This is a genomic window from Streptomyces sp. NPDC043870 (assembly GCF_056435785.1).
In genome coordinates, this window is record NZ_JBWKDT010000016.1 from 39,488 (window position 1) to 65,807 (window position 26,320).

Genomic DNA, 26,320 nt, shown 5'->3' on the forward strand with positions numbered 1-26,320 from the left:
TGGCGGGGTTGCGGACGGGGCTCGTCAGAGAGCGGCACCGTACGTTATCGGACGACGTGTCTCTCTTGTGCCCGTCTTCTTCCGCTGTGTGGTCGGGGGGGGGGGGGGGGGGGGGCGTGGGGTCGTCCCCCCCCCCCCCCCCCCCCCCCCCCCACCGCACATCACTCGAGCCTTCAGTGGAGCCCTCAGCCGAGCCCTCACTCGAGACATCAGCCGGAACAGTTCTCGGGAACCCCGCGCTACGCGGCAGGTCCGCCCGCTCCCGCGTTCCCGCTGAGCGCCTCCAGATCGCTCTTGCGGACACGGATCACCGTCACCGCGGTGATCAGCGCCAGAAGCACCATCCCCACCGCCGCCATGAACGAGGTCGAGATACCTTCGGTCAGCACCTCGTGGCCCCAGGGCGCGGGCAGCTCATGCGTCTTGGCGAACTCGGCCTGCTGCTCCGGCGTCGACTGGGCCATGAACGACGGAACCTGAGTCTCCGCCTCGTCGCGGCTCGCCGTGCCGAACACGGTGACGAGGATGGACAGCCCCAGCGAACCGCCCACCTGCTGCGTCGCGTTGAGCAGCCCCGAGGCCGCGCCGGCCTCGTGCTGCGCCACGCCCGAGACCGCGGTCAGTGTCAGCGTCACGAAGTTGAGGCCCATGCCGAAGCCGAAGAGCACCATGGGCCCGAGAATCCCGCTGAGGTACGAGCTCTCCGCGCTGATCAGAGTCAGCCAGAAGAGGCCCACTCCGGTGATCGCGGAGCCGGTGACCATGAAAGGCTTGGGGCCGAGCACCGGCAGCAGCCGCTGCGAGAGTCCTGCGCCGGTGATGATCGCGACCGTGACCGGCAGGAATGCGAGACCGGCCTCGATCGGGCTGTAGCCGAGCACGTTCTGCACGAACAGCACGATGAAGAAGAACATGCCGAACATCGCCGCGGCCAGGCTCAGCATGATCATGTACGTACCCGATCGATTCCGGTCGGCGAACATCCTGAGCGGTGTGATCGGCTCCCGGGCCCGCGACTCGACGACCGCGAAGGCGGCGAGCAGAACCACAGCCGCGCCGAAGGATCCGAGGGTGAGCGCGTCCCGCCAGCCTTCCTCCGATGCCCGGATGAATCCATAGACGAGCGAGGCCATGCCGGCCGTGGAGGTCAGCGCACCCGCGATGTCGAAACGGCCGGGATGGCGCTCCGATTCGTTGATGTACAGCGGGGCGAGAAAGGCGATCAGAACGCCGATCGGGACGTTGACGAAGAGCACCCAGCGCCAGTCGAGCCACTCGGTGAGCATGCCGCCTGCCAGCAGCCCGATCGCGCCGCCGCCTGCCGAGACGGCCGCGAACACGCCGAACGCCCGGTTGCGTTCGGGCCCTTCGGGGAACGTCGTGGTTATCAGCGCGAGCGACGTCGGAGAGGCGATTGCGCCACCGACACCCTGGAGTGCTCGTGCCGCCAGCAGCTGCCAGGGTTCCTGGGCCAGGCCGCCGAGCAGTGAGGCGAGTGTGAAGACCAGGATGCCGGCCATGAACACCCTTCGGCGGCCCAGAATGTCGCCGGCTCGGCCTCCGAGCAGCAGCAGTCCGCCGAAGGTCAGGGTGTAGGCGCTGAGCACCCACGAGAGGTCGGTGGTGGAGAAGTTCAGCGCGTCCTGGATATGCGGAAGCGCGATATTCACAATCGTCGCGTCGAGTACCACCATGAGTTGGCAGGCGGCGATGACCGTGAGGGCGATTCCAGGACGCCCCTCCCTGCGGGCTGTGCCCGGTTTGTGCTGAGATTCCAACTGAGAGGTTGTCACTGTGAGTCCCCCACACTTGAGTTAGTGAACGGATACGTTCACTGAGTCGTCAACGGTAGTGACTCCCCAACAGTGAACGCAAGCGTTCACTGGCGCTACCGCACTGCTGAGTTGGAGAGTTGTTGATGGTTACTTCGCGTCCTGCGGCCGCCGCTCGGCCGCAGTCGGCGTCAATGCGCCGCCGCGGACCTGTGCTGGAGCGGGCGATCCTCGACGCCGCGCTCGAGCAGCTGAGTACGGTCGGCTGGAACGGCCTCACCATGGAGGGTGTCGCCACCCTCGCCCAGACCGGCAAGGCCGCGGTCTACCGCCGCTGGCCCTGCAAGGAGGACCTGGTCGCGGATGCCCTGCAGGCGGGGCTGCCGGCCCTCGAGGACGCACCCGATCAGGGAAGCGCCCGCGAGGACCTGTATCACCTCTGCCGTCGGATGCGCGCGGCGATGTATTCGAAGCCGGGGTTCGCCCTCCGCTCTGTGCTTCACGAATGCGATTCGTCCACGGCTGAGCGATTCCATGCCCTGATCTTCAGCGGTGTCATCGAACCCTCGGTCCGTCTCCTCCGGCAGGTTGTGCGCCGGGGCATCGAGCGGGGCGACGTTCGGTCCGACGCCTTGGACGACCTGGTCTTCGATGTGATCCCCGCGATGATGATGTACCGCTCCAAGGTGTGCGGCAGCGAATGGGAGGACGTGGACATCGCCGAGATGATCGATCGGGTCATGGTGCCCCTGCTCCGTCCGCGAGCGGGCTGAGTCGGGCGGCGGGCCGGGCAGCGGGCCGGAGAACGGGATCCGGGGTTTTGTGGCCCGCCCGAGCGGCGTAACCTGTCTGGCGCCATGGCGTACGAACCACCCACCCACACCGTTGAGCGCTCGCTCCGGGCCACCACAGGTGCCAAGATCATCGCTGGAGTCGACGAGGTCGGGCGCGGGGCGTGGGCCGGACCGGTCACGGTATGCGCCGCCGTCACGGGACTGCGCAGACCCCCTGCCGGGCTCACCGACTCCAAGCTGATCAGCCCCAAGCGCCGTACGGAGCTGGCGGAGCAACTGGAGGGCTGGGTCACCTCGCACGCATTGGGGCACGCCTCCCCGGAGGAGATCGACGACCTGGGAATGACCGCGGCTCTGCGTCTCGCCGCCGTGCGCGCGCTGGACGCACTGCCGGTGCGGCCGGACGCGGTCATCCTCGACGGCAAGCACGACTATCTGGGCCTGCCGTGGCGGGTCCGTACGGTCATCAAGGGGGACCGGTCCTGCGTCGCGGTCGCGGCTGCTTCGGTGATCGCCAAAGTGCGCAGGGACGCGCTGATGGCTGAGCTGGGGCTGGAGTCGGCGGCGTACGAGCCGTTCGGGTTCGCCGACAACGCCGGCTACCCCTCGCCCGTCCACAAGGCGGCACTGGAGGAGCTTGGTCCCACTCCGTACCACCGGCTCTCCTGGGCCTACCTCGACGCGTTGCCGCAATGGCGGCATCTCAAGAAGATCCGGATCTCCGTGGAGGCGGCCGCTCTGGAAGGCGGGGGCCAACTCGGCTTCGACTTCTGAACCGGCCGGCCCGACGACCGCCGTACGGACCGGATGACCTGTCCGGTCGCACTTATGTGCCCACCCGCCGATGCCCGCCGCACCGGCGTTTGATAGATATCCATCATGCCTCTCATCCCCGAGGAGCCTCAGATTCACGAGAGTGCCCAGGGTCCCCGCGCCACTCAGGCCGCAGGCCGCACCGCGCCGACCCCCCGTCCCGTACCCGGTCCGCGTACCGCGGCCGCGCCCCGTCCCGGACGCCCGGGCCCCGGCCCGGCCAGGCCCGCGCCGCCTGCCCAGCGCACGCACACCTCCGCCGGGCAGCCCCAGTCACCGCGGCCGGAGAATCGTTCCGTGCCGCAGATCCAGCTCATTCCCGCCTCCGCCGAAGGCGCGCTCGACGCCGCCGGCGAGGCCGTCGACCTGCTGCTCGACTCCGGTCGTGCCCCCGGCGACATCCTCGTGCTGACCACAGGGGAACAGCACCCCTGGGCCGCGCATGAGCTGTCCTTCGGCGAGACCGCGTACTGGGCCCAGCACGACGCCGGCGACGACGTGTTCTACGCGGACGCCGCTTCGGCGGACCGTGCGTCGGCCCGTCCCGTGGTCGTCGTCGCCGTCAACGGCGGCAGCGACGACGGTGCAGCCCGGGCGCTGCCCGTCGCCATGGGCCGCGCGGGCGCGCTGTTCATCGTGTGCGGTGACCCGAACCGCATCAACGCGGCACTCGGCGCGGGCGTCTGAGCCGAGAGGCTCTGCGCGCCCGCACCCGGGGCACGCTGCCGTCCGGGCACCGGGCCGTCCGGTGCCACGACTGCCCTGCCGCGCCGCCCGTACCGTGTGCGCGGTGCGGTCGGCGCAACACCGGCGCCGCGTCGCACAGCGGGTCCCTGTCGGGCTGCACCTGCCCGAACGCCCGCGGAGACGGTCCCGGGCTCGGTTCAGCGCGCCGCCGTGCGGCGCAGCGCTTCGGCGGCGCCGCTCGCGGTACGCAGGGGGACCGGTCCAGGATCGGCCACGATGTCTGCGAAACCATCAGTCAGGGAGTCGGAGTTGGGCCGCCGGCCGCCGCGTCCCTCACCCAGCACCTGCCAACCTCCGCGCGTCAGCGTGATGTACGCACCGCAGCGCAGCCCGTGCAGCGTGCACGCGTCCCGCAGTCCCCACATCCAGGCACCGTCCTCCTCCGTCCAGCGTTCGTCGCCCTCGCGGCAGTAGAGCAGCACGGCGGTACGCACCGGAGCACGGCGGCGCAGGTCGTGCGGAATGACCCGGCGCAGATGCGCCAGCAGGGCGTTACGGAATTCCCAGCCGTCCACGGGGACGGAACGCCGGGCGAACGAAGCGCTGGCGGTGAGCCGTTCCTCATGGTCGAGTACGGCGACGACAGCCGTCGACGGCGTTGGCCGATGGCGGATGTGGAGGCCGCTCACAACCTCGCGCGGGTTGCGGAGCAGAGGTATTCCCGCTGCCGTCCACTCGGCGGGTTCGAGCAACCTGGCCAGGCGGCTGGCGGAATCGACCGATGGGTTGATCGAAGTGGCTGCGGACGAGGCGAATCCGAAGGTCACGGTCCTCCCTTCGCATACGCGCCCACAGTGCGGGCAGGGGTCGGGTGAGGGCGCACCGCGGCACAGCCCTTCCGGACCGCGATCGGACCGTGCGGGGGCGGTTCCAATTCTTGCGGGCCTACGGGCACGCGGCAACGAGCAATTGAGACCGCTGACTGGAATGAGCACTTATGGTGTTCATATCCCTGCCCATCCCGGCCTGATGTCACGCCCCATTCAGGCCTGAACCGCGAGGACCAGCGGAAATACCCCTTCTGCGCCTGCTCGGCGCAGCAGCCGAGAAACGACGGCCAAGGTCCAGCCAGTGTCCGAAAGGTCATCGATGAGCAGCACGGGACCACCGGCCGCCCCGACCGCGCGGGCCAGATCGGGCGGCACGGCGAGGGCCTCGTGCAGGCCGCGCACCCGTTGAGCGCTGTTCGTCCGTGAGATATGCGTGTCTTCGGCCCCCGGCGCGTATTCGACCGTGCCGAGGAACGGCATCCGGCCGACCTCGGCGATCCGGGCGCCGAGTGAACCGACGAGTTGCGGCTTGCCACGCGAGGCGACAGTAACCACCCCGACCGGACGGGACGTTGCGTCAGCGGCTCCGGATGCCCAGCCACCGGCCCCCTTGGCCCAGTCGGCCAGTACGGTCACGACGGCCTTCACCACATCGTCCGGCACCGGTCCGTCAGGAGCCTGAGGAGCGAGCATCGGGCGCAACCGGTTCCCCCAGCCGATGTCGGACAGCCGTCCGAGCGCCCTGCCCGTGAAGGCCTGTTCCCCGACGGGGATTCGTCCCTTCAGGTCGATACCGACCGCTGCCAGCCCGGTGGGCCACATCTTGCGAGGCTCCACCTCCACACCGGGTCGGCTGAGCTCTCCGCGCGCCGCATCCAGGGCGGCGTTGGACACCCCGGCATCGAAGCGTGCCCCCGCGCAGTTGTCGCAGCGACCGCACCGGGCGGCCTCCTCGTCGTCCAACTGCCGCCGCAGGAACTCCATCCGGCAGCCCACCGCCGATGCGTAGTCACGCATCGCCTGCTGCTCGGCCTCCCGCTGCCGCGCCACCCACGCATACCGGTCGGAGTCGTACACCCAGGGCTGTCCGGTCGTGGTCCAGCCGCCCTTCACCCGGCGTACCGCCCCGTCCACGTCGAGGACCTTGAGCATCGTCTCCAGCCGCGTACGCCGGAGCTCGACCAGGGGCTCCATGGCAGGCAGCGACAGCGGCCTGCCTGCCTGCGCCAGCACGTCCAGCGTGCGGCGCACCAGCTCTTCCGGAGGGAAGGCGACCGAGGCGAAGTACTGCCAGATAGCCTCGTCCTCCTTGCCGGGCAGGAGCAGCACCTCGGCGTGCTCCACACCTCGTCCGGCCCGGCCCACCTGCTGGTAATAGGCGATGGGTGACGAGGGCGAGCCGAGGTGGACCACGAATCCCAGATCGGGCTTGTCGAAGCCCATGCCGAGCGCGGAGGTGGCCACGAGGGCCTTCACCCGGTTGTTCAGCAGATCGTCCTCGGCCTGCTGGCGGTCCGCGTTCTCGGTGCGGCCCGTGTACGACGACACGGTGTGACCACAGTGCCGCAGATACGTCGTGACCTCCTCGGCTGCGGCGACCGTGAGGGTGTAGATGATTCCGGAGCCGGGCAGGTCGCCCAGATGGTCGGCCAGCCAGGCCAAGCGGTGGGCGGCATCGGGGAGCTGAACAACACTCAGGCTGAGACTCTCCCGGTCGAGCGGCCCTCTGAGCACCAGCGCGTCCGTGCCCGCGCCTGTCCCCAGCTGCTCGGCCACATCCGCGGTCACCCGTGCGTTGGCCGTGGCGGTGGTGGCGAGCACCGGAACACCCGGCGGAAGATCCGCGAGCATCGTGCGCAGCCGCCGGTAGTCGGGCCGGAAGTCATGGCCCCAGTCCGAGATGCAGTGCGCCTCGTCCACGACCAGGAGCCCGGTTGCCGCGGCGAGCTTGGGCAGCACCTGGTCACGGAAATCCGGATTGTTGAGGCGCTCCGGACTGACCAGCAGAACGTCGACCTCGCCGGCGGTCACCTCTGCCTGGACGGTGTCCCACTCCTCCGTGTTCGACGAGTTGATCGTCCGGGCGCGGATACCGGCCCGGGCCGCGGCCTCCACCTGGTTGCGCATGAGTGCGAGCAGCGGCGACACGATCACTGTCGGACCGCTGCCGCGCTCACGCAGCAGGGACGTCGCGACGAAATACACCGCGGACTTGCCCCAGCCCGTCCGCTGCACGACCAGCGCTCTGCGCTTGTCGGCGACGAGCGCTTCGATCGCCCGCCACTGGTCCTCGCGGAGCCTGGCGGTGCCGGTGGTGTCCCCGACGAGGCGTGCGAGTACGAAGTCGGCCGATGCGCGGAGATCTAGGCGGTCTGCGTTGGTCATGCCCCCCATGCAACCCGATGGGTCGGACAAAGCGCGAATGAGGCCGCCGGCCTGTGGATAACGTTATCCACAGGGGTCGCGGATCCGGGGCGGTCCGCGGGACCGTCGTGCCATGAACAAGCACCACGAACCCACCGGACCCGCCGACGAGCAGCAGCAGATCACGCTGCGCGGAGCTGCCGAACTGGCCGATGCCCTGCCCTACATGCTGGGCTTCCACCCGACTGATTCGATCGTGATGGTCGCGCTCCACGGCAGCCGCGGCCGCTTCGGCGGGCGCCTCAGACTGGGCATCCCGGAATCGCCGCGGGAGTGGCTGCCCGTGGCTCAGCACCTCGCCGAATGCCTGGTGGAAGGCAGTGAGCGGCGCGGCGCCCGGCCCGACGGCATTGTCGTCTTCCTCTGCCAGGACCCGGGAGAAGGAGAGACGGGCTCCGCGGTGATGGAGCGGCTGAGGCCGCTCGCGCAATGGCTGAGGACGTCCTGCGGCTCGCTCGACGTTCCGGTCCACGAGGCGCTCTGCATTTCGGGCGGCCGCTTCTGGTCGTACTGCTGCCCGGATTCCCGTTGCTGTCCGGCGGAGGGGACGGCAATGGCGATGCAGGGCACATCCGTCATGGCCGCGGCCGCGGCCTACGCAGGTATCCAGGTCCGCGGATCGCTGAGAGAGATGGAGGCGCGCCTGCAGCCCGTGCCCACTCCGTCCGCAGCCGGTCAGGAACGAGCACTCGACTCCGCGGGCGCCGCGCTCGTGCCCAGGATCCTGGACAGCCAGAGCAGAGAACTGGTCGGAAAGGAGACCCTGCGGCTCGCACGCAGGCTGATGAAGCGCCTGGGGGAGAGGGCGACCGTGGGCGTCGGTCGGTCCACGGCTGACGTGCGGGACGACAGGCTCATCTCGGACGACGAGGCGGCCGCGGTGATCCTCGGCCTCCAGGACCGGGACACCCGGGATCACGCGGCGGGCTGGATGGAGGGGCAGGAGGCCGATCGCGCGCTGCGGCTGTGGCGGGCGTTGTCGCGTCGGTGTGTCGGCCGGTACGCGGAGCATGCGGCCGCCCCGCTCTCCCTGGCCGGCTGGGTCTCCTGGTCCATCGGCGACGAACCCGGTGCGCGGGTCGCGCTCAGCCTGGCCCTACGCGCCGACCCCGAGTACGTCTTCGCCCGGCTGCTCCACCAGGCCTGCAATGAGGGGCTGGACCCCGAGGCACTGCGCCGCTGTCTGCGCCAGGAGCGCGCCGGATCGGTGCCGCGTGCCTCGGCCGCTCCTGCTTCGGCCACCCCTGCTTCGCAGGCCTCCTCGGCCACCCCTGCCTCGGCCACCCCTGCCTCGGCCACCCCTGCCTCGGCCACCCCTGCCTCGGCCGCTCCTGTTTCGCAGGCCCCTGCGTCGGAGCCCCGCGCCGCGGAGGCACCTGCTTCGAAGGATCCCGTACCGGCGCCCGGCGCCCGGGCGGTCACCGGATCCGACGTTCCCGCATCCGAGGAACCGGGCTCGGCGGTCGGTCCCGTTTGTCCCGTCGGCCCGGTGGGCCCGGTCGGCCGCAACGCGGCGCGGCGGCCGGAACCGCAGCGGCCCCGGATGCCGCGCACGGCCGGCAAACGGAAGAGCCCCAGGCCCGGCCCGTCGGCGCCCTCGGTGGACGCGGCGTCGAAGCGTCGTACCTCGTCCGACGTCGGCCCCGCATCCAACGGGAGCCGGACGCGCTCGGCGAGGCGGGCCGGCCGACGCGGTACGGGGAGCGGGTGATGACTGGCGTGACCCCGCAGCGTGTGCGGCCGTTCACCTGTGTGGCGGTGTCGTGTACCCCGTGCCGCCGCATCCGAAGCGGCTGTCCGGAGCGCACAGAAGGCACAGCAGACCCCACATGCCCCCGAGCGACACTTCTCAGATCTCCACACCGGTCCGGCAACCCGGCACGGCCTGGGACACCGTCCCCCCACACCTGCACGCGGCAGTCGTCGGCGAAGCGCCGGACGGCCCTGCCGGTGCCGCGTACGCCGGAACCGTGGCATCGGGTTCGAGGCTCTCGGCGGGGGAACCGCCGCCTCTGCATCACGTACTCATGTGTGTCGCGTTGCCGAGCCTGGCCGTGTGCGCGGAACACGGCCAGCTCAACGGAGAGGGTCTGGAAGGCGTCTACCGTTCCGGCCGGAGGCTGCTCTCGCGCAGCCAGTTGCGGATCGCCGGACGGGAACCGGTCGTCGTGCAGGGAAGGCTCGTCTCGGCCGACCGGGCAACCTTCTTCGCCGTGGCGCGGACCCCTGCCGGCGCAGGGCCCGATCCCGAGATCGGTGTGGAGCGCTCACGGGACGCCGACGGCAGCGAACGAATCGTGCTGCGCAGCTGGTCGGGCCGGACGGTCCGTCTCCCCGTCGAGCTGGCACTCGCCACCGACCTCGCGGAACTGGGCGCGGTGGCGACGGGCCGGGCAGGGCCCGAGCTGCCCGCAAGCGTCCATGACTCGGGCCTGCGCTGGTCCGCGGCAGGTGGCGCACACACCATCGTCACCGCTGTTCCGCCGCCCAAGGACGCGCTGGCCTCGGCGGGACTGCTGCGCTGGGAGTTCGAGCTGGCACCCGGCGAGACGCGCGTCATCGAACTCCGTGTCCGCGCGGACCAGGCGGTACGGCCGTCCCAGCACAATGGAGCCGCTCCCTTGGCCGACGCGCAGGCGGAGGGCGACGATCCGCGCGTGGGGAGCTTCCTCCGGACCGCACTCGCGGACCTCGGCGCCCTGCTCCTCCGCGACCGCGATCATCCCTTGGACGCCTGTCCGGCGGCGGGTGTGCCGTGGCGCTGCGGGCTCGCACCCGCGGAGGCCCTGTGGGCGGTGCGAATGGCTCTCCCGGTGGGCACACGACTGGCCGCGGCCACCCTGCGTACGCTCTCCAGGAGCCAGCTCGGCGGCAGGGGCCGGGAAGCCGGCCGCATGCCCGGACCGCTCCGGGACGCGGGGCCGCACCTCCCACCCATTTGCACGGGAGTCGAGGCGACGCTCGCCTTCCCTGCCGTCCTCGCCGAAGCGTGGCGCTGGGGACTTCCCGAGCCGGAGCTGGAGGCGCTGCTCCCCACGGCCGAGCGCTGCCTGGCCTGGCTTCGCGGGACTGTCGGCGACGACGGGCTGCTGTACGAGCCGGGGCCCGCCGGGATGCAGCGCGCCGAGACGCAGACGCATGCGCACAGGGCCGCCGTGCTCGGTGCCGACCTGCTGGAGGTGTGCGGGCGGCCAGGAGCGGGCTGGTGGCGGGAGCGGGCCGCCGCCATGCGGCGCAGCTTCCGGGAGGGGTTCTGGCTCGACGATCTCAGAGGCGGCCGGCCGGCGGCGGCCCGCGTCCGGTCCGGCCGGCCGGTGCCCCACCTGGGAGGGGCAGCCGCACACCTCCTGGACACGGGGCTCCTCGGCGGCGGCCGCCCGGCGCCCGGGCTGCTCGACAGGGTGCAGACCGAACAGCTGGCACGACTGCTCGGCGCTCCCGATCTGGACTCGGGCTGGGGTCTTCGGAGCCTGGGCGCGAAGGAGCCGGGACACAATCCGTTCGGCCACCGGTCCGGAGCGGTCCGGGTGCATGAGACAGCCGTGGCAGTCGCGGGACTGGCCGCATCCGGCTACGAGAAGGAGGCGAGTTCCCTGCTCCGTGGAGTCCTCGACGCCGCGGAGGCCTTCGGCCACCGGCTCCCGGACATGTACGCGGGGGACCAGCGGACCGCCGGTGCGGTGCCGGTGCCGCACCCCGCCGCGTGCCGCCCGGCGGCCGTGTCCGCCGCTGCCGGGATCCACCTGCTCACCACCCTCGTGGGCATCCGCCCGGACGCTCCGGCAGGCACGGTCGCCCTGCATCCGCTGCGCGGCGCTCCCCTCGGCGCCGTGCAGTTCACCGGACTGCGGGTCGCCGGAGAGCCCTTCGCGGTGCGGATCAGCAGGCTCGGGCTGTGCATGGTCGAGGAAGCCGCCGACGGACTCCAGTTGGGGGTGCAGCGGGATGGGACCGGCGCGTGAAGAAGTCGTTGTCCTGGATCACGAAGGGAGTGTTTATCGTCAGGAAGACGACTATGATCGCGGCATGTCGCCCTACGACCCGTCGGCCTTCCCGCCCTTCGCTGTCACCGTCGACCTGGTCGTGCTCACCGTGCGTCGCCATGCGCTGTGTGCCCTGGTGGTACGTCGCGGAGAGCCACCGTTCCAGGGCCGGTGGGCGCTGCCCGGGGGTTTCGTCAGGGCCGATGAGGATCTTGCGGCGGCGGCGGCGCGGGAGCTTGTCGAAGAGACGGGCCTGTGTGTGCACGACCCCGGTTCGCCCGCTCCTGACAACGGTGCCCACCTGGAGCAGCTTGCCACCTACGGCGACCCCAAGCGCGACCCCCGTATGCGGGTGGTGAGCGTTGCGCATCTGGCGCTCTCCCCCGACCTGCCGTCGCCTCGCGCCGGCGGCGACGCCAACAGCGCGCGCTGGGCGCCCGTCGAGACCCTGCTGAACCAGGAGAACGGCGGACGGGAGGACGAGCAGTCCGGGCAGCTCGCCTTCGACCACGCGCAGATCCTGGCCGACGGTGTGGAGCGGGCCCGCTCCAAGATCGAGTACTCCTCACTGGCCACGGCGTTCTGCCCGCCCGAGTTCACGGTCGGCGAGCTGCGGCGGGTGTACGAGGCGGTGTGGGGCGTCGCCCTGGACCCCCGGAACTTCCATCGCAAGGTGACCGGCACCCCGGGGTTCCTCGTGCCGGCGGGCGGGACCACAACCCGACAGGGCGGCCGTCCCGCACAGCTGTTCCGGGCCGGAGGCGCGACCCTGCTCAACCCGCCGATGCTGCGCCCCGAAGTCTAGGGATCAGGCTGGGATCGTCCGCCGGACAAGCTCCGGGGCCGTCCGGAGCCCGTCCCCCGTTCCTCTGACGCATTTCCAGTCCCGCCCGGCGCGGTACCCGTGGCGATCGTCTCCCCGGCGATCTCGCTCGCCATGCCCTTGGTGATGGCTTCGGCGACGTTCGTGGCGCAGTGCATGGCGCAGTGCATGGCGCACTGCCTGGCGCAGTGCGTGGTGATGTCCGGCGGCAGGGCTGACACCGCACCCGACGCTGCGTCAAAAGTCGGAAATGTCGCGTTATCTTGCTGCGGTACCCGCATTCTGTCGCCCATCCGCCCTGCCGCCGAGCGGTTTCACCTTCCGTGAGAGAAGCGATGCTCCAGGCCATCGGACTCACCAGCACCCCTCGCCGGGACCTTCCGCCCGCCGTGGACGATCTGACTTTCGAGGCGCGGCCCGGCAATGTCACCGCGCTCCTCGGCGCCCCGGGCTCCGGCAAGACCACGGCCCTGCGCCTGATGCTCGAACTCGAGGCGGGCCGTGGCGTCACGTACTTCCGTGGGCGCCCGCTGCACGGCATCGCCCGCCCCGCGCGCGAAGTAGGGGTGCTGCTCGGCGACGTACCGGGTCACCCGGCCCGTACCGCCCGCGGCCAGCTCCGGATGCTCTGCGCCGCAGCCGGAGTGCCCGTGTCACGCGCCGACGACATGCTCGAAGTCGTCGGCATCGGCGCCCTGCGCGACGCACGTCTCGGCACGCTCTCCCTCGGCATGGACCGCAGACTGGGCCTGGCCTCAGCCCTGTTGGGTGACCCTCACACCCTCGTGCTCGACGATCCCGCCGAAGGGCTGTCGCCACGGGAGGAGAGCTGGCTCTTCGGACTGCTCCGCGCCCATGCAGCGCACGGCGGCACCGTCCTGTACACGACCGCGGACCCCAAAGAGGCGGCCCGGACCGCGGATCGCGTCGTCACCATCGACAAGGGCCGGCTCGTCGCGGACCAGGACGTGGCGGACTTCGCCCGCACCCGGCTCCGGCCGCGCGTCGCGGTCCGTACCCCGCACGCCGCACGGCTCGCCGCGGTGGTCGGTCGTGAGGCGCGGGCCGCCCGGCGCTCCGTCGAAGTCGTCGCCGAGGGCGGCAACCGGCTCTCCGTCTACGGCAGCAGCTGTGCCGAGATCGGCGAGACCGCCTTCCGGCACGGCGTCCTCGTCCACCAACTCGCCGACGAGATCGGCGACGCCGGTCCGGCAGCCCTGCCCCCCGCCGCCCCGGCCCCCGCCGCCCCGGCCCCTGGCGTCTCCGCCCCGGCCGAATCCGCTCCCGCCGCGAGCCTCGCGCAGCCTCCCCCCGCGGGGGACCCGTCGCCGCTTCCGCGTCTCGAGGCCCGCCCGCGCCGTACGCCGCTGCAGCCGCTGCGATACGAACTGCGCCGGCTCCTCGGCGTCCCGACGACCCATCTGATCGTGACAGCCGTCCTCGTCGTCTCGGCCGGCCTCTCAGGGCTGCTCGGGCACTTCGGCCGCACCCCGCTGCCGGGCCTGCTCGCCGCCTGGCCCGAGCTGCTGCCACTGCCGCCCGCCGCCCTCGGTGCCGGCCTGCTCGGCTCCCTCTCCTTCGGGGAGGAATTCCGCTACCCCGCGCTCGCGACCGGACGCGGAACCGTTCCTCGCCGCCTCGGGCTGCTGTCCGCCAAGCTCGCGGTGACGGCCGGCGCCGCCCTGGTGATCGGGTTTCTCGTCGCCGTACTGGACGGCCAGGTCCTCCGTCTCCTGTACGGGGGCGAAGTGGCACCCGTGCCGGACAACTGGCCCGCGCTGTCCGCGAGTTGGTCCGGTCTCCTGGTGGGCTGCGCCTGGGCCGGGCTGCTCGCCGCAGGGATCTTCCGGGTCACGGCCGCCGGAGTGGCGGCGGTGCTCGCCGTACCGGTGATGGTCGTGCCACTGGTGCAGAGGGCGTTCGCGGGCCCGTCCGCGCGTTCGATCGCCGGACTCCCGGGCCGCTTGCGTGAGCTGGCCTGGCTGGAGTGGCCCTACGAGGTCGATCCCTGGCTGTCGGCCGGGCTGCGGATGCTGGCCCAACCCGTGGGCGCGGCACTGGCGTTGTCGCTGTCCGCCCTGCTCTGTGCATACCTGTTCACCGGCCTTCGCGGCAGGGCCCGTTGGTGAACGTCTTGAGTCCGGGGGAGCGGTGAGCTGCTCGTAACTCCCAGAAGAATGACCGTTTCTTTCCGATAAGGCGTCAATTGCAGGGTGGGCGGCGATCACCCTTTCGTGTGCTTTTCACCAAAGACCTCAAGGGGTGCCGGAGCCACGCCGACAAAGGATGCGTGAGTACCCTTGCGCACACCATGATGACCGCCGCCCGCCCCGCCGAGTCCGGCCTCGCCGGCCCGGGCGACCTCGACCGATACCCCTACCCGGAGGCGCCCGGCGTCGACCGCGTCGGCCCCCCGGCCTGGGACACCACGGAAGCCGAGCTGGGCCGGGTCAGCCGCCGCGCGGCGGGCAGCCGGGGCCGCGGGCTCCACGGTCAACTCGTCCAGCAGCTGGGCCAGATGATCGTCTCCGGCGACCTCGGGGCCGACCGTCCGCTCGTACCCGAGGAGATCGGCCAGCGATTCGAGGTCTCCCGCACCGTCGTCCGGGAATCGCTGCGCGTCCTCGAGGCCAAGGGCCTGGTCAGCGCCCGTCCGAACGTCGGCACCCGGGTCCGTCCGGTCAGCGACTGGAACCTGCTGGACCCCGACATCATCGAGTGGCGCGCCTTCGGTCCGCAGCGCGACGACCAGCGCCGTGAGCTGAGCGAGCTGCGCTGGACGATCGAGCCGCTCGCGGCGCGCCTCGCCGCAGGTCACGGCCGCGAGGACATCCAGCAGCGGCTCGGCGACATGGTCGAGATCATGAGTCACTCGTTTACGCAGGGTGACGGAATCACCTTCGCACGTGCCGACGTCGAGTTCCATTCCCTCCTGATCCAGGTCGCCGGCAACCGCATGCTGGAGCACCTCTCCGGCATCGTCGCCGCCGCGCTCCAGGTCTCCGGGGGCCCGGCCGCCGGATGTGACCGCCCCTCCGAGGTGTCCCTCGCGCACCACGCCAGGATCGTCGACGCCCTCGCCACCGGGGATGCGCACAGTGCCGAGTCGGCCATGCGCCAACTTCTCACCGTCCACCCAGAGGTGGAGCGCGTCGTGCCCGCCCCGCGCGAGCACTGACCCCCCGGGGGCGCGGCCGGGGCGTTCCGAGGCGTACCCATCGTGTGTCGCCGGACCCGAGGGTCCGGCGACACGGATGTGGGGGCGAATAGGGAGTGAACTCCCCATCTGGTCGTTTAGTCGCAAATGAGGTGTGACTCGGGCCACGCGGATTGGGCGTAACACTCCTCGAAACAGTGCGATGACCTAAGAGGTGACAGCCGAGGAGGGAATACAGACGCCGTTCATGGCGCTGTGCAGCTCTGAGGCTCAGCCCGCGCCGTCGGTACATCCCCAACCGGCGGTCGTCGGCTCCGGCCCGATCATGGGCGGGGCCGGAAGCCGTTTTCCATCGTTCCGAGAGGTTGTTCGTGTCGGCCAGCACATCCCGTACGCTCCCGCCGGAGATCGCCGAGTCCGAGTCTGTGATGGCGCTCATCGAGCGGGGAAAGGCTGATGGGCAGATCGCCGGCGATGACGTGCGTCGGGCCTTCGAGGCTGACCAGATTCCGCCAACCCAGTGGAAGAATGTTCTGCGCAGCCTCAACCAGATCCTCGAGGAAGAGGGTGTGACGCTGATGGTCAGTGCCGCGGAGTCGCCCAAGCGCACCCGCAAGAGCGTCGCAGCTAAGAGCCCGGCAAAGCGCACCGCCACCAAGACCGTCGCGGCCAAGACGACCGCGGCGAAGACCGTCGCGGCCGCCACCGCGGCACCGGCGGCCATGACCGACGAGATCGCGGCGGCCACGGCCGACGAGACCGCGGCGCCCGCGAAGAAGGTGGCCGCGAAGAAGACCGTGGCCAAGAAGGCGACGGCGGCCAAGAAGACCGCCGCCAAGAAGACGACGGCGGTCGGCAAGAAGACCGCCGCCAAGAAGGACACCGACGAGGGCCTCGAGGGCGAGGAGCTGCTCGAGGAGGTCCAGCCCGGTAAGGGCGAGGACGAGGAGACCGAGGGCGAGAGCAAGGGCTTCGTCCTGTCCGACGAGGACGAGGACGACGCTCCCGCGCAGCAGGTCGCCGTCGCCGGTGCGACCGCCGACCCGGTCAAGGACTACCTCAAGCAGATCGGCAAGGTCCCCCTGCTCAACGCCGAGCAGGAGGTCGAGCTGGCCAAGCGCATCGAAGCGGGTCTGTTCGCCGAGGACAAGCTGGCGAACTCCGACAAGCTCGCCCCGAAGCTCAAGCGCGAGCTGGAGATCATCGCCGAGGACGGGCGCCGCGCCAAGAACCACCTGCTGGAGGCCAACCTCCGCCTGGTCGTCTCGCTGGCCAAGCGCTACACCGGCCGCGGCATGCTCTTCCTGGACCTGATCCAGGAGGGCAACCTCGGTCTGATCCGCGCCGTCGAGAAGTTCGACTACACCAAGGGCTACAAGTTCTCCACGTACGCCACCTGGTGGATCCGTCAGGCGATCACCCGCGCCATGGCCGACCAGGCCCGCACCATCCGTATCCCGGTGCACATGGTCGAGGTCATCAACAAGCTCGCGCGTGTGCAGCGCCAGATGCTCCAGGACCTGGGCCGTGAGCCCACCCCGGAGGAGCTGGCCAAGGAGCTCGACATGACCCCGGAGAAGGTCATCGAGGTCCAGAAGTACGGCCGCGAGCCGATCTCCCTCCACACCCCGCTGGGTGAGGACGGCGACAGCGAGTTCGGTGACCTGATCGAGGACTCCGAGGCGGTCGTCCCGGCCGACGCGGTCAGCTTCACGCTCCTTCAGGAGCAGCTGCACTCGGTGCTCGACACGCTCTCGGAGCGCGAGGCGGGCGTCGTCTCCATGCGCTTCGGCCTCACCGACGGACAGCCGAAGACGCTCGACGAGATCGGCAAGGTCTACGGCGTGACGCGTGAGCGCATCCGTCAGATCGAGTCCAAGACCATGTCGAAGCTGCGCCACCCGTCGCGGTCCCAGGTGCTGCGCGACTACCTGGACTAGGACGTACCGCACGTACGAGGGCCCGGCTGCCGAGAGGGAGCCTGGCCCTCGGTCATTTCCGTGCAGCCGGCCTTCCAGGGCAGTCCCGCGCAGGTGCGGGCAGTGGCCCGCTGGCTGACTCTGAGTGGACGGAGTTCACCGGAGAGTCAGGAGGCCGCATGCGTCGCCCCATTACACGAGCACTGACGGGAGCCATGGCCCTGGCCGCGGCAACAGTCCTGGCGCCGCTCGCTTCCCCGGCCCCGGCCGCCGCCGATAGCGTCATCATCGGGGGTGCGCCGGTGCGGTCCGTGGACAGCCCATGGGTCGTCGCCCTGTCCAGCCGTGACCGGTTCGGAGGTATCCGGGGCGGACAGTTCTGCGGCGGCGTGGTGGTGGCACCGACGAAGGTGCTGACAGCGGCCCACTGCCTCAGCCGTGAGGTGCTGGGGGCGGCTGTGAGCGAGGTCCGCGATCTGCGTGTCCTCGCGGGACGCGAGGACCTGCGGGGCGCCGGCGGTCATGAGATCCCGGTGCGGCAGGTGCTGATCGCGCCCGGCTACGACCCGCGCACGAGCTCCTCGGACCTGGCTGTGCTCACCCTGTCGAAAGCGCTCCCCGCGAAGTACGTGATCCGGGCAGCGGCCCCGGGCGATGCCGCGTACGCGCCGGGCACCGCGGCGACGGTCTATGGCTGGGGCGATACGACAGGGGGCGGCAGCTATGCCTTCGCGCTGCGCTCCGCGCCTGTCCGCGTGCTGCCGGACGAGGTGTGCGCGCGCGCCTATCCCGGCAGAGCAGGAGGCCGTTACATGGCGCGCACGATGCTCTGTGCCGGTGATCCGGGAGGAGGGCACGATGCCTGCCAGGGGGACAGCGGAGGGCCGCTGGTGGCGCGTGGCCGGCTGATCGGGCTCGTGTCCTGGGGAAGCGGCTGTGGCCGCGGGGACAGCCCCGGGGTCTACACCCGGGTGTCCGCGGTGCTCGCGTCGCTGGCGGACAAGCTGTGAGTCCAGGAAAGCTCTGGGTAAAAGGGAATTGGTCACATTCCGAACGTGTGTGGTGACAGTGCGCCAGGATTCGGAATCTGCCGGTTCGCCCTGTTGATGTGAACGGATATGAGAATGGGCGGCCGCCCCTGGTCTGAGGGGCGGCCGCCCATTGGCCGGTCCGGGACCGACCGCTAGCTCGTCGTGGGATGCGAGGTCAGCGTTCGTCGTCGCCGGCGTTGGCCGGTACGACCGTCAGTCGGTCCGTCTCATCCTGTATCTCTGCGGCGATCTTCTTGAGTTCCGGCTCGAACTTGCGCCCGTGGTGGGCACAGAAGAGCAGCTCACCGCCGCTTGTCAGGACGACGCGCAGGTACGCCTGGGCGCCGCAGCGGTCGCAGCGGTCAGCGGCCGTCAGCGGGCTCGCGGGGGTCAGAACAGTAGTCACGTCGCCTCTTCTCTAGCTCGACGAGCTGTCGTACCAGGGTCAACATCCAACCAGGCCGAAAACGTTCCCGCTCGTGCCTTTTCCCTGAAACTTCTTCGTCAAGGTGGCTGTCTGCTGCCGGTTGGCGGCGAATGTGCCGTATTGCTTCGCTCTACGGTTTCGCTTGCTTGTCTTTGTCGTGCCGTCCTCCCCGGCTGGGTTGCCGGTTGTTCAAGAGGACGTGCCCGGAGCCTAAATGGTTCATGCCTCGAAGGGAACGTGATGTGCGCGTCACTCCATCGAGGGATCGAACGTGTATGCGACTCTGGACTAGCATGAGAAATCACGAGGGTGGCGTTACATCGGCTCTACCAGGCCTCGGTACCCTCTGACCGGCGACCGACGCCGGGCCTTTACCCCCACAGGGCCAGATTCAAATTCAGCGAGGAGCGAACCGCGTGACCGCCGAAACGTCCGTGCCGTCCAGTGCGGTACTGACCGCAGACCGTGACGGCTCCAACTACACCGCGCGGCACCTGCTCGTCCTCGAAGGGCTCGAGGCGGTCCGCAAGCGGCCGGGCATGTACATCGGATCGACCGACAGCCGCGGTCTCATGCACTGCCTGTGGGAGATCATCGACAACTCGGTGGACGAGGCCCTCGGCGGCTACTGCGACCACATCGAGGTGATCCTCCATGAGGACAGCTCTGTGGAGGTCCGGGACAACGGTCGCGGTATCCCCGTGGACGTCGAGCCCAAGACCGGTCTGTCCGGCGTCGAGGTCGTCATGACCAAGCTGCACGCCGGCGGAAAGTTCGGCGGTGGCTCGTACGCGGCCTCCGGCGGCCTGCACGGCGTGGGCGCCTCCGTCGTCAACGCCCTCTCGGCCCGCCTCGACGTCGAGGTCGACCGGGGCAGCGCGACCCACTCGATCAGCTTCCGGCGCGGCGTCCCCGGCATCTTCACCGAGTCCGGCCCCGACGCCCCCTTCGACCCGGCCAACGGGCTGATCAAGGGCAAGCGGGTGCCCCGGACCCGCACCGGCACCCGCGTCCGCTACTGGGCGGACCGGCAGATCTTCCTCAAGGACGCCAAGCTCTCCCTGGAGACGCTCCACCAGCGGGCCCGCCAGACCGCGTTCCTCGTGCCGGGCCTCACGATCGTGGTCCGTGACGAGCGCGACCTGGCGGGCGAGGGCAAGTCGCAGGAGATCTTCCGCTTCGACGGCGGCATCAGCGAATTCTGTGAGTACCTCGCACAGGACAAGGCCGTCTGCGACGTCCTGCGCCTCACCGGCAACGGCACCTTCAAGGAGACCGTCCCGGTCCTCGACGACCGCGGTCACATGACGCCGACCGAGGTCACCCGCGACCTCGCCGTCGACATCGCCCTGCGCTGGGGCACGGGCTACGACACCACGGTCAAGTCGTTCGTCAACATCATCGCCACGCCCAAGGGCGGCACGCACGTCACCGGTTTCGAGCGCTCCCTCACCAAGACCGTCAATGAAGTCCTGCGCTCCGCGAAGCTGCTGCGCGTCGCCGAGGACGACATCGTCAAGGACGACGCACTCGAGGGCCTGACCGCCGTCGTGACCGTACGGCTCGCCGAGCCGCAGTTCGAAGGCCAGACCAAGGAGGTCCTCGGCACCTCCGCGGCCAACCGGATCGTCGCCAATGTCGTGGCCAAGGAGCTCAAGGCCTTTCTGACCTCGACCAAGCGCGATGCCAAGGCACAGGCCCGGGCGGTTCTGGAGAAGGCCGTCGCCGCGGCGCGCACACGTATCGCCGCGCGCCAGCACAAGGAGGCGCAGCGCCGTAAGACGGCCCTGGAGTCGTCCTCGCTGCCGGCCAAGCTCGCGGACTGCCGCAGTGACGACGTCGACCGGAGCGAGCTCTTCATCGTCGAGGGAGACTCCGCGCTCGGCACGGCCAAGCTCGCCCGGAACTCCGAATTCCAGGCGCTGCTCCCGATCCGCGGCAAGATCCTCAACGTCCAGAAGTCGTCCGTCTCGGACATGCTCAAGAACGCCGAGTGCGGCGCGATCATCCAGGTCATAGGGGCGGGTTCCGGCCGGACCTTCGACATCGACGCGGCTCGGTACGGCAAGATCGTCCTCCTCGTCGACGCCGACGTCGACGGCGCGCACATCCGCTGTCTGCTGCTCACGCTCTTCCAGCGCTACATGCGGCCGATGGTCGAGGCCGGCCGGGTCTTCGCGGCCGTGCCGCCGCTGCACCGGATCGAGCTGATCCAGCCCAAGAGGGGCCAGGACAAGTACGTCTACACGTACTCGGACAACGAACTGCGCTCGACGCTGCTCGAGTTCCAGCGCAAGGGGATCCGCTTCAAGGACTCCATCCAGCGCTACAAGGGCCTCGGCGAGATGGACGCCGACCAGCTCGCGGAGACCACGATGGATCCGCGCCACCGCACGCTGCGCCGGATCAACATCGGTGATCTGGACTCCGCGGAGCAGGTCTTCGATCTGCTGATGGGCAACGAGGTGGCGCCGCGCAAGGAGTTCATCACGAGCTCCGCGGCGACGCTCGACCGCTCGCGCATCGACGCCTGAGGCCGGCCCGGGCGGGTCTCCTCGCCGGCCCGGGCGGAGCGAACTGGGCCCCACCCCCGGGAGGGTGGGGCATCCATCACCTGATGGGGTGAAGAGACAGAAGAGCAGAGTCCTGGATCTTCCCGCTATGTCCATCCTTGTGCACGCGGCCGAAACGGTTCGCTGACAAGGAGAACAGAGCGTGGAGAAGCAGGAAGGCCGGGACGCCGGGGCAGTGCGGCTCGACGACCCGTGGTACGACGCGCTGGCCGCCGGCTGGGGCGAGCTGGACGGGTCGGGAGCACCCGTGCCCGCGGTGTCCCCCGGGGCCGCGGGCACGGAGCACCACCACAGCGCGACGGACATCTATGTGGAGGTGCGGCGCAGCGCCGCCTTCCAGGAGGTGCGCAGCCGCTACCGGCGATTCGTCGTACCCGCGACCCTCGCCTTCTTCGTCTGGTACGTGGCGTACGTCATCGCCGCCACCACCGCACCCGGGCTGATGGCGAGGCCCGTCGCCGGCGCGGTGAACGTGGCGATGGTGGCCGGACTCGGCCAGTTCCTCAGCACATTCCTGCTGACCTGGGCCTACGCCCGGCATGCCCGGCTGCGCCGTGACCGCGCGGCGCTCGATCTGCGGTGGACCGTCTTCGACCGGACCCACGACCAGGAGATGACGCGGGGGAACGAGCGTTGACCGACGACCACCAGACTCTGGCGCTGCTGCTGTTCAGCGCGTTCATCGCCGTGACCCTGGCGATCACCACATGGGTGAGCCGCAATCGCCGTGGCTCGGCGGAGGAGTTCTACGCGGGCGGGCGCCTGTTCTCGCCCATGGAGAACGGATTCGCCATCGCCGGCGACTACATGTCCGCGGCTTCCTTCCTCGGCATCTCCGGCCTCATCGCGCTCTACGGCTACGACGGGATGCTCTACTCCGTGGGCTTCCTCGTCGCCTGGCTGGTCGTGCTGCTGCTCGTCGCCGAACTCGTCCGCAATTGCGGCCGGTTCACGCTCGCGGACGTGGTCGCCGCCAGGATGAGCGAACGCCCGGTCCGTATCGCGGCGGGAACTTCCTCGGTCACCGTGTCCGTTCTCTATCTGGTGGCGCAGATGGTGGGGGCAGGGAGCCTGGTCGCTCTGCTTCTGGGCGGGACGAGCGAAGCCGCACGCTCATGGACCGTCATCGGTGTCGGCGCCCTGATGGTCGTCTACGTGTCGTTGGGAGGGATGCGAGCCACCACCTGGATCCAGATCGTCAAGGCCGTGCTGCTGATGGCGGGAGCAGTCGCGCTCACCGTGCTCGTACTGATCCGTTTCCACGGCGACTTCAACCAGCTGCTCAACTCCGCGGCCGAACAGAGCGGCCACGGCAGGGACTTCCTCTCGCCGGGCCTGCGGTACGGCGGCGACTGGACCGCGCGCCTGGACTTCATCAGCCTCGGGCTGGCACTCGTCCTGGGTACCGCGGGCCTGCCCCACATCCTGTCGCGCTTCTACACCGTGCCGACCGCACGGGCCGCCCGTCGCTCCGTCGTCTGGTCCATCGGGCTGATCGGCAGCTTCTATCTGATGACGATCGTCCTCGGCTTCGGCGCCGCGGCCATTCTCGGCACCGACGAGGTACGGGCGTCGAACGCGGCGGGGAACACGGCGGTTCCGCTGCTCGCCCTCGACCTCGGAGGGGGAGCGGGCTCCACCGGGGGCACGGTGCTGTTCGCCGTCGTCGCGGCCGTGGCCTTCGCGACGATCCTGGCCGTCGTCGCCGGGATCACGCTCGCCTCCTCGGCCTCGGTCACCCATGACCTGTACGCCTCGCTGAAGCGCCGCCGTGCGAAGCAGTACAGCGAGGTCGCGGTGGCGCGGGTCGCGGCGGCCGGGGTCGGAGCGGCCGCGATCGCCCTCGGCCTGCTCGCCCGCGATCTGAATGTCGCCTTCCTGGTCGGGCTGGCCTTCGCCGTCGCCGCTTCGGCCAATCTGCCGGTGCTGCTCTACTCGTTGTTCTGGCGGAACTTCACCACGCGAGGCGCGGTGTGGTCGGTGTACGGCGGGCTGCTTCCCGCACTGCTGCTGGTGCTGCTCTCCCCGGTCGTGTCGGGCAGCCCGGAAGCGCTGTTCCCGGGCCTGGACTTCCATGTCTTCCCGCTGCAGAACCCGGGCGTGGTCTCCATCCCGCTGGGCTTCCTCGCGGGCTGGATCGGCACGGTCACATCGTCCGAGGAGCCGGACGAGGCGAAGCACGCGGAGACGGAGGTACGGGCGCTGACCGGGGCGGGTGCGGTGTAGAGGACTGACAGGACGGGCAGGGCCTGATCCGCACGACCCGCCGGGCGGGTCGTTCCCACTGGAGTGCCAGGGGTGTTGATCACGAGTGCTGACAACGCTCGTGATCAATACACCTAGGCGCTCGTCGCCCACGTGTATCTGTGCTCCGGGCGGCCCGTCTCGCCGTACCGCAAGGACAGCCGCACCCTGCCCGAGCGTTCCAGGAGCTTCAGATAGCGCTGCGCGGTCTGGCGGCTGACGCCCGCCCGTTCGGCGATCTCCTGGGCGGACAGCGCGGCGTCGGCGGCCAGCAGGACCTTGCGGACCAGCTCGGCTGTGGTGGGGGAGTGGCCCTTGGGTAGGCCGGGTGCGCCGGTGGCCGAGAGGGCGCCGAAGATCCGGTCCACCTCGTCCTGTTCGGCCTCGCCGCCGCTTTCCAGGGTGCGGCGGAGTGCCGCGTACGCCTCCAGCTTGGCGCGCAGGCCGGCGAAGTTGAACGGCTTCACCAGATACTGGAGCGCCCCGTGCCGCATCGCTGCCTGGACGGTGGCGACATCGCGCGCCGCGGTCACCATGATCACGTCGGTCTGGTGGCCCTGGCGGCGCAGTTCCCGGACGACCGAGAGTCCGTTCTCGTCCGGCAGATAGTGGTCCAGCAGGATCAGATCCACGGGCAGTTCGGCGATCCGCGAGAGCGCCTCGGCTGCGGAGTGCGCCTGTGCGACCACCCGGAAGCCCGGCACCTTGGAGACATAGGCAGCGTTGATGTTCGCGACCCGGACGTCGTCGTCCACGACCAGGACGTTGATCAGCTCGTCGGGCAGCGTGGTCATCGTGGCTCTCCCACGGTCGCGAGACCCGGTTCCGTCAGGGCCTCGGGGAGTACGACCGTGAACTCCGCACCGCCGCCCACGGCCGCACCGGCCTCGGCCACCCGGGCACTGCCGCCCTGCCGCTCCGCGAAACGCCGGACCAGCGCGAGCCCGAGCCCCCGCTTGCCGTGCGCAGGAAGCTCCTTCGTGGACCAGCCCTCGGTGAAGATCAGCTCGCGCTGCTCGGCCGGGACGCCCGGGCCGCTGTCGGAGACCCGCAGCACGGCCGTACGCCCCTCGCCGCGCAGCTCGATCTCGATGCGCGGGTCCTCGGAGCCGGCGGCTGCGTCCAGCGCGTTGTCGATGAGATTGCCGACGACGGTCACCAGGCCACGGGGGTCGACCAGCCGGTCCGGCAGCAGGGTGCCGGGCGAGATCCGCAGCGAGACGCCCCGCTCCGCCGCCACCGTCGCCTTGCCGACCAGCAGCGCGGCCAGCAGCGGGTCGTGGATCTTCTCGGTGACCTGTTCCGCGGTGGCCCGGTGCACCCCGACGACCTCGGTCACGAACTCCACGGCTTCCTCGTGCATCTCCAGCTCCAGCAGCCCGAGCAGCGTGTGCATACGGTTCGCGTGTTCATGGTCCTGGGCGCGCAGCGCGTCGATCAGCCCGCGGGTGGAGTCCAGTTCGCGGCCGAGCTGTTCCAGTTCGGTGCGGTCGCGGAGCGTGGCGACGGCGCCGCCGTCGTCGGTCGGCATCCGGTTGGCGATCAGTACGCGGTGGCCGCGCACTGTCACCAGGTCCTCGCCGGTCACCCGGCCGGCCAGCACATCCGTGGTGCGGCCGGCACCGAGCACCTCGTCGAGCGGTTGCCCGGTGGCCTCCGGCCCGAGACCGAGAAGGCGCTGCGCCTCGTCGTTCATCAGCCGGATCCGGCCGGACCGGTCGAGGGCGACGACGCCTTCCCTGATGCCGTGCAGCATCGCCTCGCGCTCGGCGAGCAGCGCCGAGATATCGGAGAAGGCCAGGTCGTGGGTCTGCCGCTGGAGCCGCCGGGAGATCATGTACGCGGCGAGGGCACCGGCGGCCAGGGCGCCGCCCGCGTAGGCGAGCAGCCCGGGAATGGCGGCGAGCAGACGGTCGCGGACACTGTCGTACTCGATGCCGACGGAGACCGCGCCGATGATCTTGCCCTGGTCGTCGCGCAGCGGGACCTTTCCGCGGGCGGAGCGGCCGAGGGTGCCGCTGTCGATCTCCATCACATGCTTGCCCGCGAGAGGCTCACTCGGGTCGGTGGAGACGACCCTGCCTATCTCGCCGGGGTCGGTGTGCGACCAGCGCACTCCCCGCATGTCCATGACCACCACGTACTCGGCGCCGGCTGCCTCCCGGATACGCTCCGCCTCGGCCTGTACGGGGCCGCGGAGGGACGGCGGCGTGGTGAGGAGATCCTCGGCGACCTGAGGCGAGGCGGAGGTCTCGGCGATCGCGAGCGCGCGCCGCATGGCCTGGTCGTCGAGCTGGGCGCTCAGCGGTGCCAGGAAGAGGCCGGTGGCCAGCACGGTGACGCCGGTGGCGACGGCCAGCTGCATCAGCAGAACCTGTGCGAAGACCCGCCGCGGCCAGCCGAGCCGCCGCCGTCTCGCGGGGGCGCCTGCGGGGCCGGTCGGTGCGGGGCTCATACCCATGCACGGTAAGGGGCCCCGGCACCCTTCGGGAAATGTCACCGTCCGTGCCCACGCGGTTCGCGCACGCCGTTCGCGTGCGCCGCAAGCCATGTGCCGCGGCTTCCGGCACCGCTGAGAGCCCAAGCCCCCGTCGGTGCGCCCTGGTGCGCGGCGATCCCCCGGGCGCTGCGCCGTCGCCCGCATCTCGTGCGAGGCAGAGGACGGAAACACCACCTGCAGACCCGTAACGTCGGCCTTCGCCCGGCAGGACGGGCTGGTGCGCGTGGTGGACCTGGGCGCAGAGCGGGCCGTCCTGCCGGCGTACGACTCCGTCCTGCTGACGGCGGCCCGCCGGAGGAAGGCGGGCTGTCCCGGGACACCGCCGCGTGGCTGCGGGCCCGGG

General features: G+C 70.4%; 20 protein-coding genes. 14 read left to right on the forward strand and 6 right to left on the reverse strand.

Going from position 1 to position 26,320, the window contains the following annotated elements:
• Positions 1 to 239 precede the first annotated feature (239 nt).
• Positions 240 to 1,793 carry an MFS transporter gene (locus tag AC0699_RS20785; protein ID WP_478662223.1) on the reverse strand — a complete coding sequence of 518 codons (1,554 nt, stop codon included), beginning with the start codon at positions 1,791 to 1,793 and terminating at the stop codon, positions 240 to 242.
• Between the two features lie 125 nt (positions 1,794 to 1,918).
• Here AC0699_RS20785 and AC0699_RS20790 point away from each other — a divergent pair, with 125 nt between their 5' ends.
• The 3 genes from AC0699_RS20790 (at position 1,919) to AC0699_RS20800 (ending at position 4,066) form a co-directional block, all read left to right on the forward strand.
• Positions 1,919 to 2,545 carry a TetR/AcrR family transcriptional regulator gene (locus AC0699_RS20790; protein WP_478662225.1) on the forward strand — a complete coding sequence of 209 codons (627 nt, stop codon included), beginning with the start codon at positions 1,919 to 1,921 and terminating at the stop codon, positions 2,543 to 2,545.
• An 84-nt stretch (positions 2,546 to 2,629) separates the two neighbouring features.
• Positions 2,630 to 3,340 (forward strand): ribonuclease HII, encoded by a 711-nt coding sequence (locus tag AC0699_RS20795; protein WP_478662226.1) that lies wholly within the window; start codon positions 2,630 to 2,632, stop codon positions 3,338 to 3,340.
• Positions 3,341 to 3,445: 105 nt separating this feature from the next.
• On the forward strand, positions 3,446 to 4,066 hold the full coding sequence (locus AC0699_RS20800) for a hypothetical protein (RefSeq protein WP_469771574.1): 621 nt from the start codon (positions 3,446 to 3,448) through the stop codon (positions 4,064 to 4,066).
• Between the two features lie 197 nt (positions 4,067 to 4,263).
• On the opposite strand, the gene AC0699_RS20805 is transcribed toward AC0699_RS20800, so the two are convergent.
• Positions 4,264 to 4,893 carry a hypothetical protein gene (locus tag AC0699_RS20805; protein WP_478662228.1) on the reverse strand — a complete coding sequence of 210 codons (630 nt, stop codon included), beginning with the start codon at positions 4,891 to 4,893 and terminating at the stop codon, positions 4,264 to 4,266.
• Between the two features lie 216 nt (positions 4,894 to 5,109).
• Entirely contained in the window at positions 5,110 to 7,281 is a 2,172-nt protein-coding gene (locus AC0699_RS20810; RefSeq protein WP_478662230.1) for a RecQ family ATP-dependent DNA helicase, read from the reverse strand.
• Between the two features lie 112 nt (positions 7,282 to 7,393).
• Between AC0699_RS20810 and AC0699_RS20815 the strand changes: the two genes are divergently transcribed.
• The 8 genes from AC0699_RS20815 to AC0699_RS20850 all read left to right on the forward strand — a co-directional run bounded on the left by AC0699_RS20815 (position 7,394) and on the right by AC0699_RS20850 (position 18,212).
• A complete protein-coding gene (locus AC0699_RS20815; RefSeq protein WP_478662232.1) occupies positions 7,394 to 9,031 on the forward strand; it encodes a DUF4192 domain-containing protein in 1,638 nt (545 codons plus the stop codon).
• 316 nt (positions 9,032 to 9,347) lie between these two features.
• A complete protein-coding gene (locus AC0699_RS20820; protein WP_478662234.1) occupies positions 9,348 to 11,282 on the forward strand; it encodes an amylo-alpha-1,6-glucosidase in 1,935 nt (644 codons plus the stop codon).
• A 64-nt stretch (positions 11,283 to 11,346) separates the two neighbouring features.
• Positions 11,347 to 12,108, forward strand: coding sequence for an NUDIX hydrolase (locus AC0699_RS20825; protein WP_469771579.1), 762 nt, complete (start codon positions 11,347 to 11,349; stop codon positions 12,106 to 12,108).
• 99 nt (positions 12,109 to 12,207) lie between these two features.
• Complete coding sequence (locus AC0699_RS20830; RefSeq protein ID WP_478662237.1) at positions 12,208 to 12,453, forward strand: hypothetical protein; 246 nt, start codon at positions 12,208 to 12,210, stop codon at positions 12,451 to 12,453.
• Positions 12,454 to 12,461: 8 nt separating this feature from the next.
• The gene (locus AC0699_RS20835; protein WP_478662239.1) at positions 12,462 to 14,255 is read left to right on the forward strand and encodes an ABC transporter ATP-binding protein; all 1,794 of its coding nucleotides are present in this window, start codon (positions 12,462 to 12,464) and stop codon (positions 14,253 to 14,255) included.
• A gap of 161 nt (positions 14,256 to 14,416) precedes the next feature.
• Positions 14,417 to 15,304 carry a FadR/GntR family transcriptional regulator gene (locus AC0699_RS20840; RefSeq protein ID WP_469771582.1) on the forward strand — a complete coding sequence of 296 codons (888 nt, stop codon included), beginning with the start codon at positions 14,417 to 14,419 and terminating at the stop codon, positions 15,302 to 15,304.
• A 350-nt stretch (positions 15,305 to 15,654) separates the two neighbouring features.
• On the forward strand, positions 15,655 to 17,223 hold the full coding sequence (locus AC0699_RS20845) for an RNA polymerase sigma factor (protein ID WP_478662243.1): 1,569 nt from the start codon (positions 15,655 to 15,657) through the stop codon (positions 17,221 to 17,223).
• Between the two features lie 158 nt (positions 17,224 to 17,381).
• Positions 17,382 to 18,212, forward strand: coding sequence for a serine protease (locus AC0699_RS20850; RefSeq protein ID WP_478662246.1), 831 nt, complete (start codon positions 17,382 to 17,384; stop codon positions 18,210 to 18,212).
• Positions 18,213 to 18,408: 196 nt separating this feature from the next.
• Here the strand turns inward: AC0699_RS20850 and AC0699_RS20855 are convergent, their stop codons facing one another.
• Positions 18,409 to 18,639 carry a DUF7455 domain-containing protein gene (locus AC0699_RS20855; protein WP_469771585.1) on the reverse strand — a complete coding sequence of 77 codons (231 nt, stop codon included), beginning with the start codon at positions 18,637 to 18,639 and terminating at the stop codon, positions 18,409 to 18,411.
• 437 nt (positions 18,640 to 19,076) lie between these two features.
• Here AC0699_RS20855 and AC0699_RS20860 point away from each other — a divergent pair, with 437 nt between their 5' ends.
• From AC0699_RS20860 to AC0699_RS20870, 3 genes are all read left to right on the forward strand, one after another.
• On the forward strand, positions 19,077 to 21,194 hold the full coding sequence (locus AC0699_RS20860; RefSeq protein ID WP_478662249.1) for a DNA gyrase/topoisomerase IV subunit B: 2,118 nt from the start codon (positions 19,077 to 19,079) through the stop codon (positions 21,192 to 21,194).
• A 181-nt stretch (positions 21,195 to 21,375) separates the two neighbouring features.
• On the forward strand, positions 21,376 to 21,870 hold the full coding sequence (locus AC0699_RS20865; protein WP_478662252.1) for a DUF485 domain-containing protein: 495 nt from the start codon (positions 21,376 to 21,378) through the stop codon (positions 21,868 to 21,870).
• A complete protein-coding gene (locus AC0699_RS20870; RefSeq protein WP_478662255.1) occupies positions 21,867 to 23,459 on the forward strand; it encodes a solute symporter family protein in 1,593 nt (530 codons plus the stop codon). Before AC0699_RS20865 ends, AC0699_RS20870 begins: the two co-directional genes overlap by 4 nt.
• A 113-nt stretch (positions 23,460 to 23,572) precedes the next feature.
• On the opposite strand, the gene AC0699_RS20875 is transcribed toward AC0699_RS20870, so the two are convergent.
• Both AC0699_RS20875 and AC0699_RS20880 read right to left on the reverse strand, forming a co-directional pair.
• On the reverse strand, positions 23,573 to 24,250 hold the full coding sequence (locus tag AC0699_RS20875; RefSeq protein WP_478662430.1) for a response regulator: 678 nt from the start codon (positions 24,248 to 24,250) through the stop codon (positions 23,573 to 23,575).
• Positions 24,251 to 24,267: 17 nt separating this feature from the next.
• Complete coding sequence (locus AC0699_RS20880; RefSeq protein ID WP_478662258.1) at positions 24,268 to 25,932, reverse strand: sensor histidine kinase; 1,665 nt, start codon at positions 25,930 to 25,932, stop codon at positions 24,268 to 24,270.
• Positions 25,933 to 26,320 lie beyond the last annotated feature (388 nt).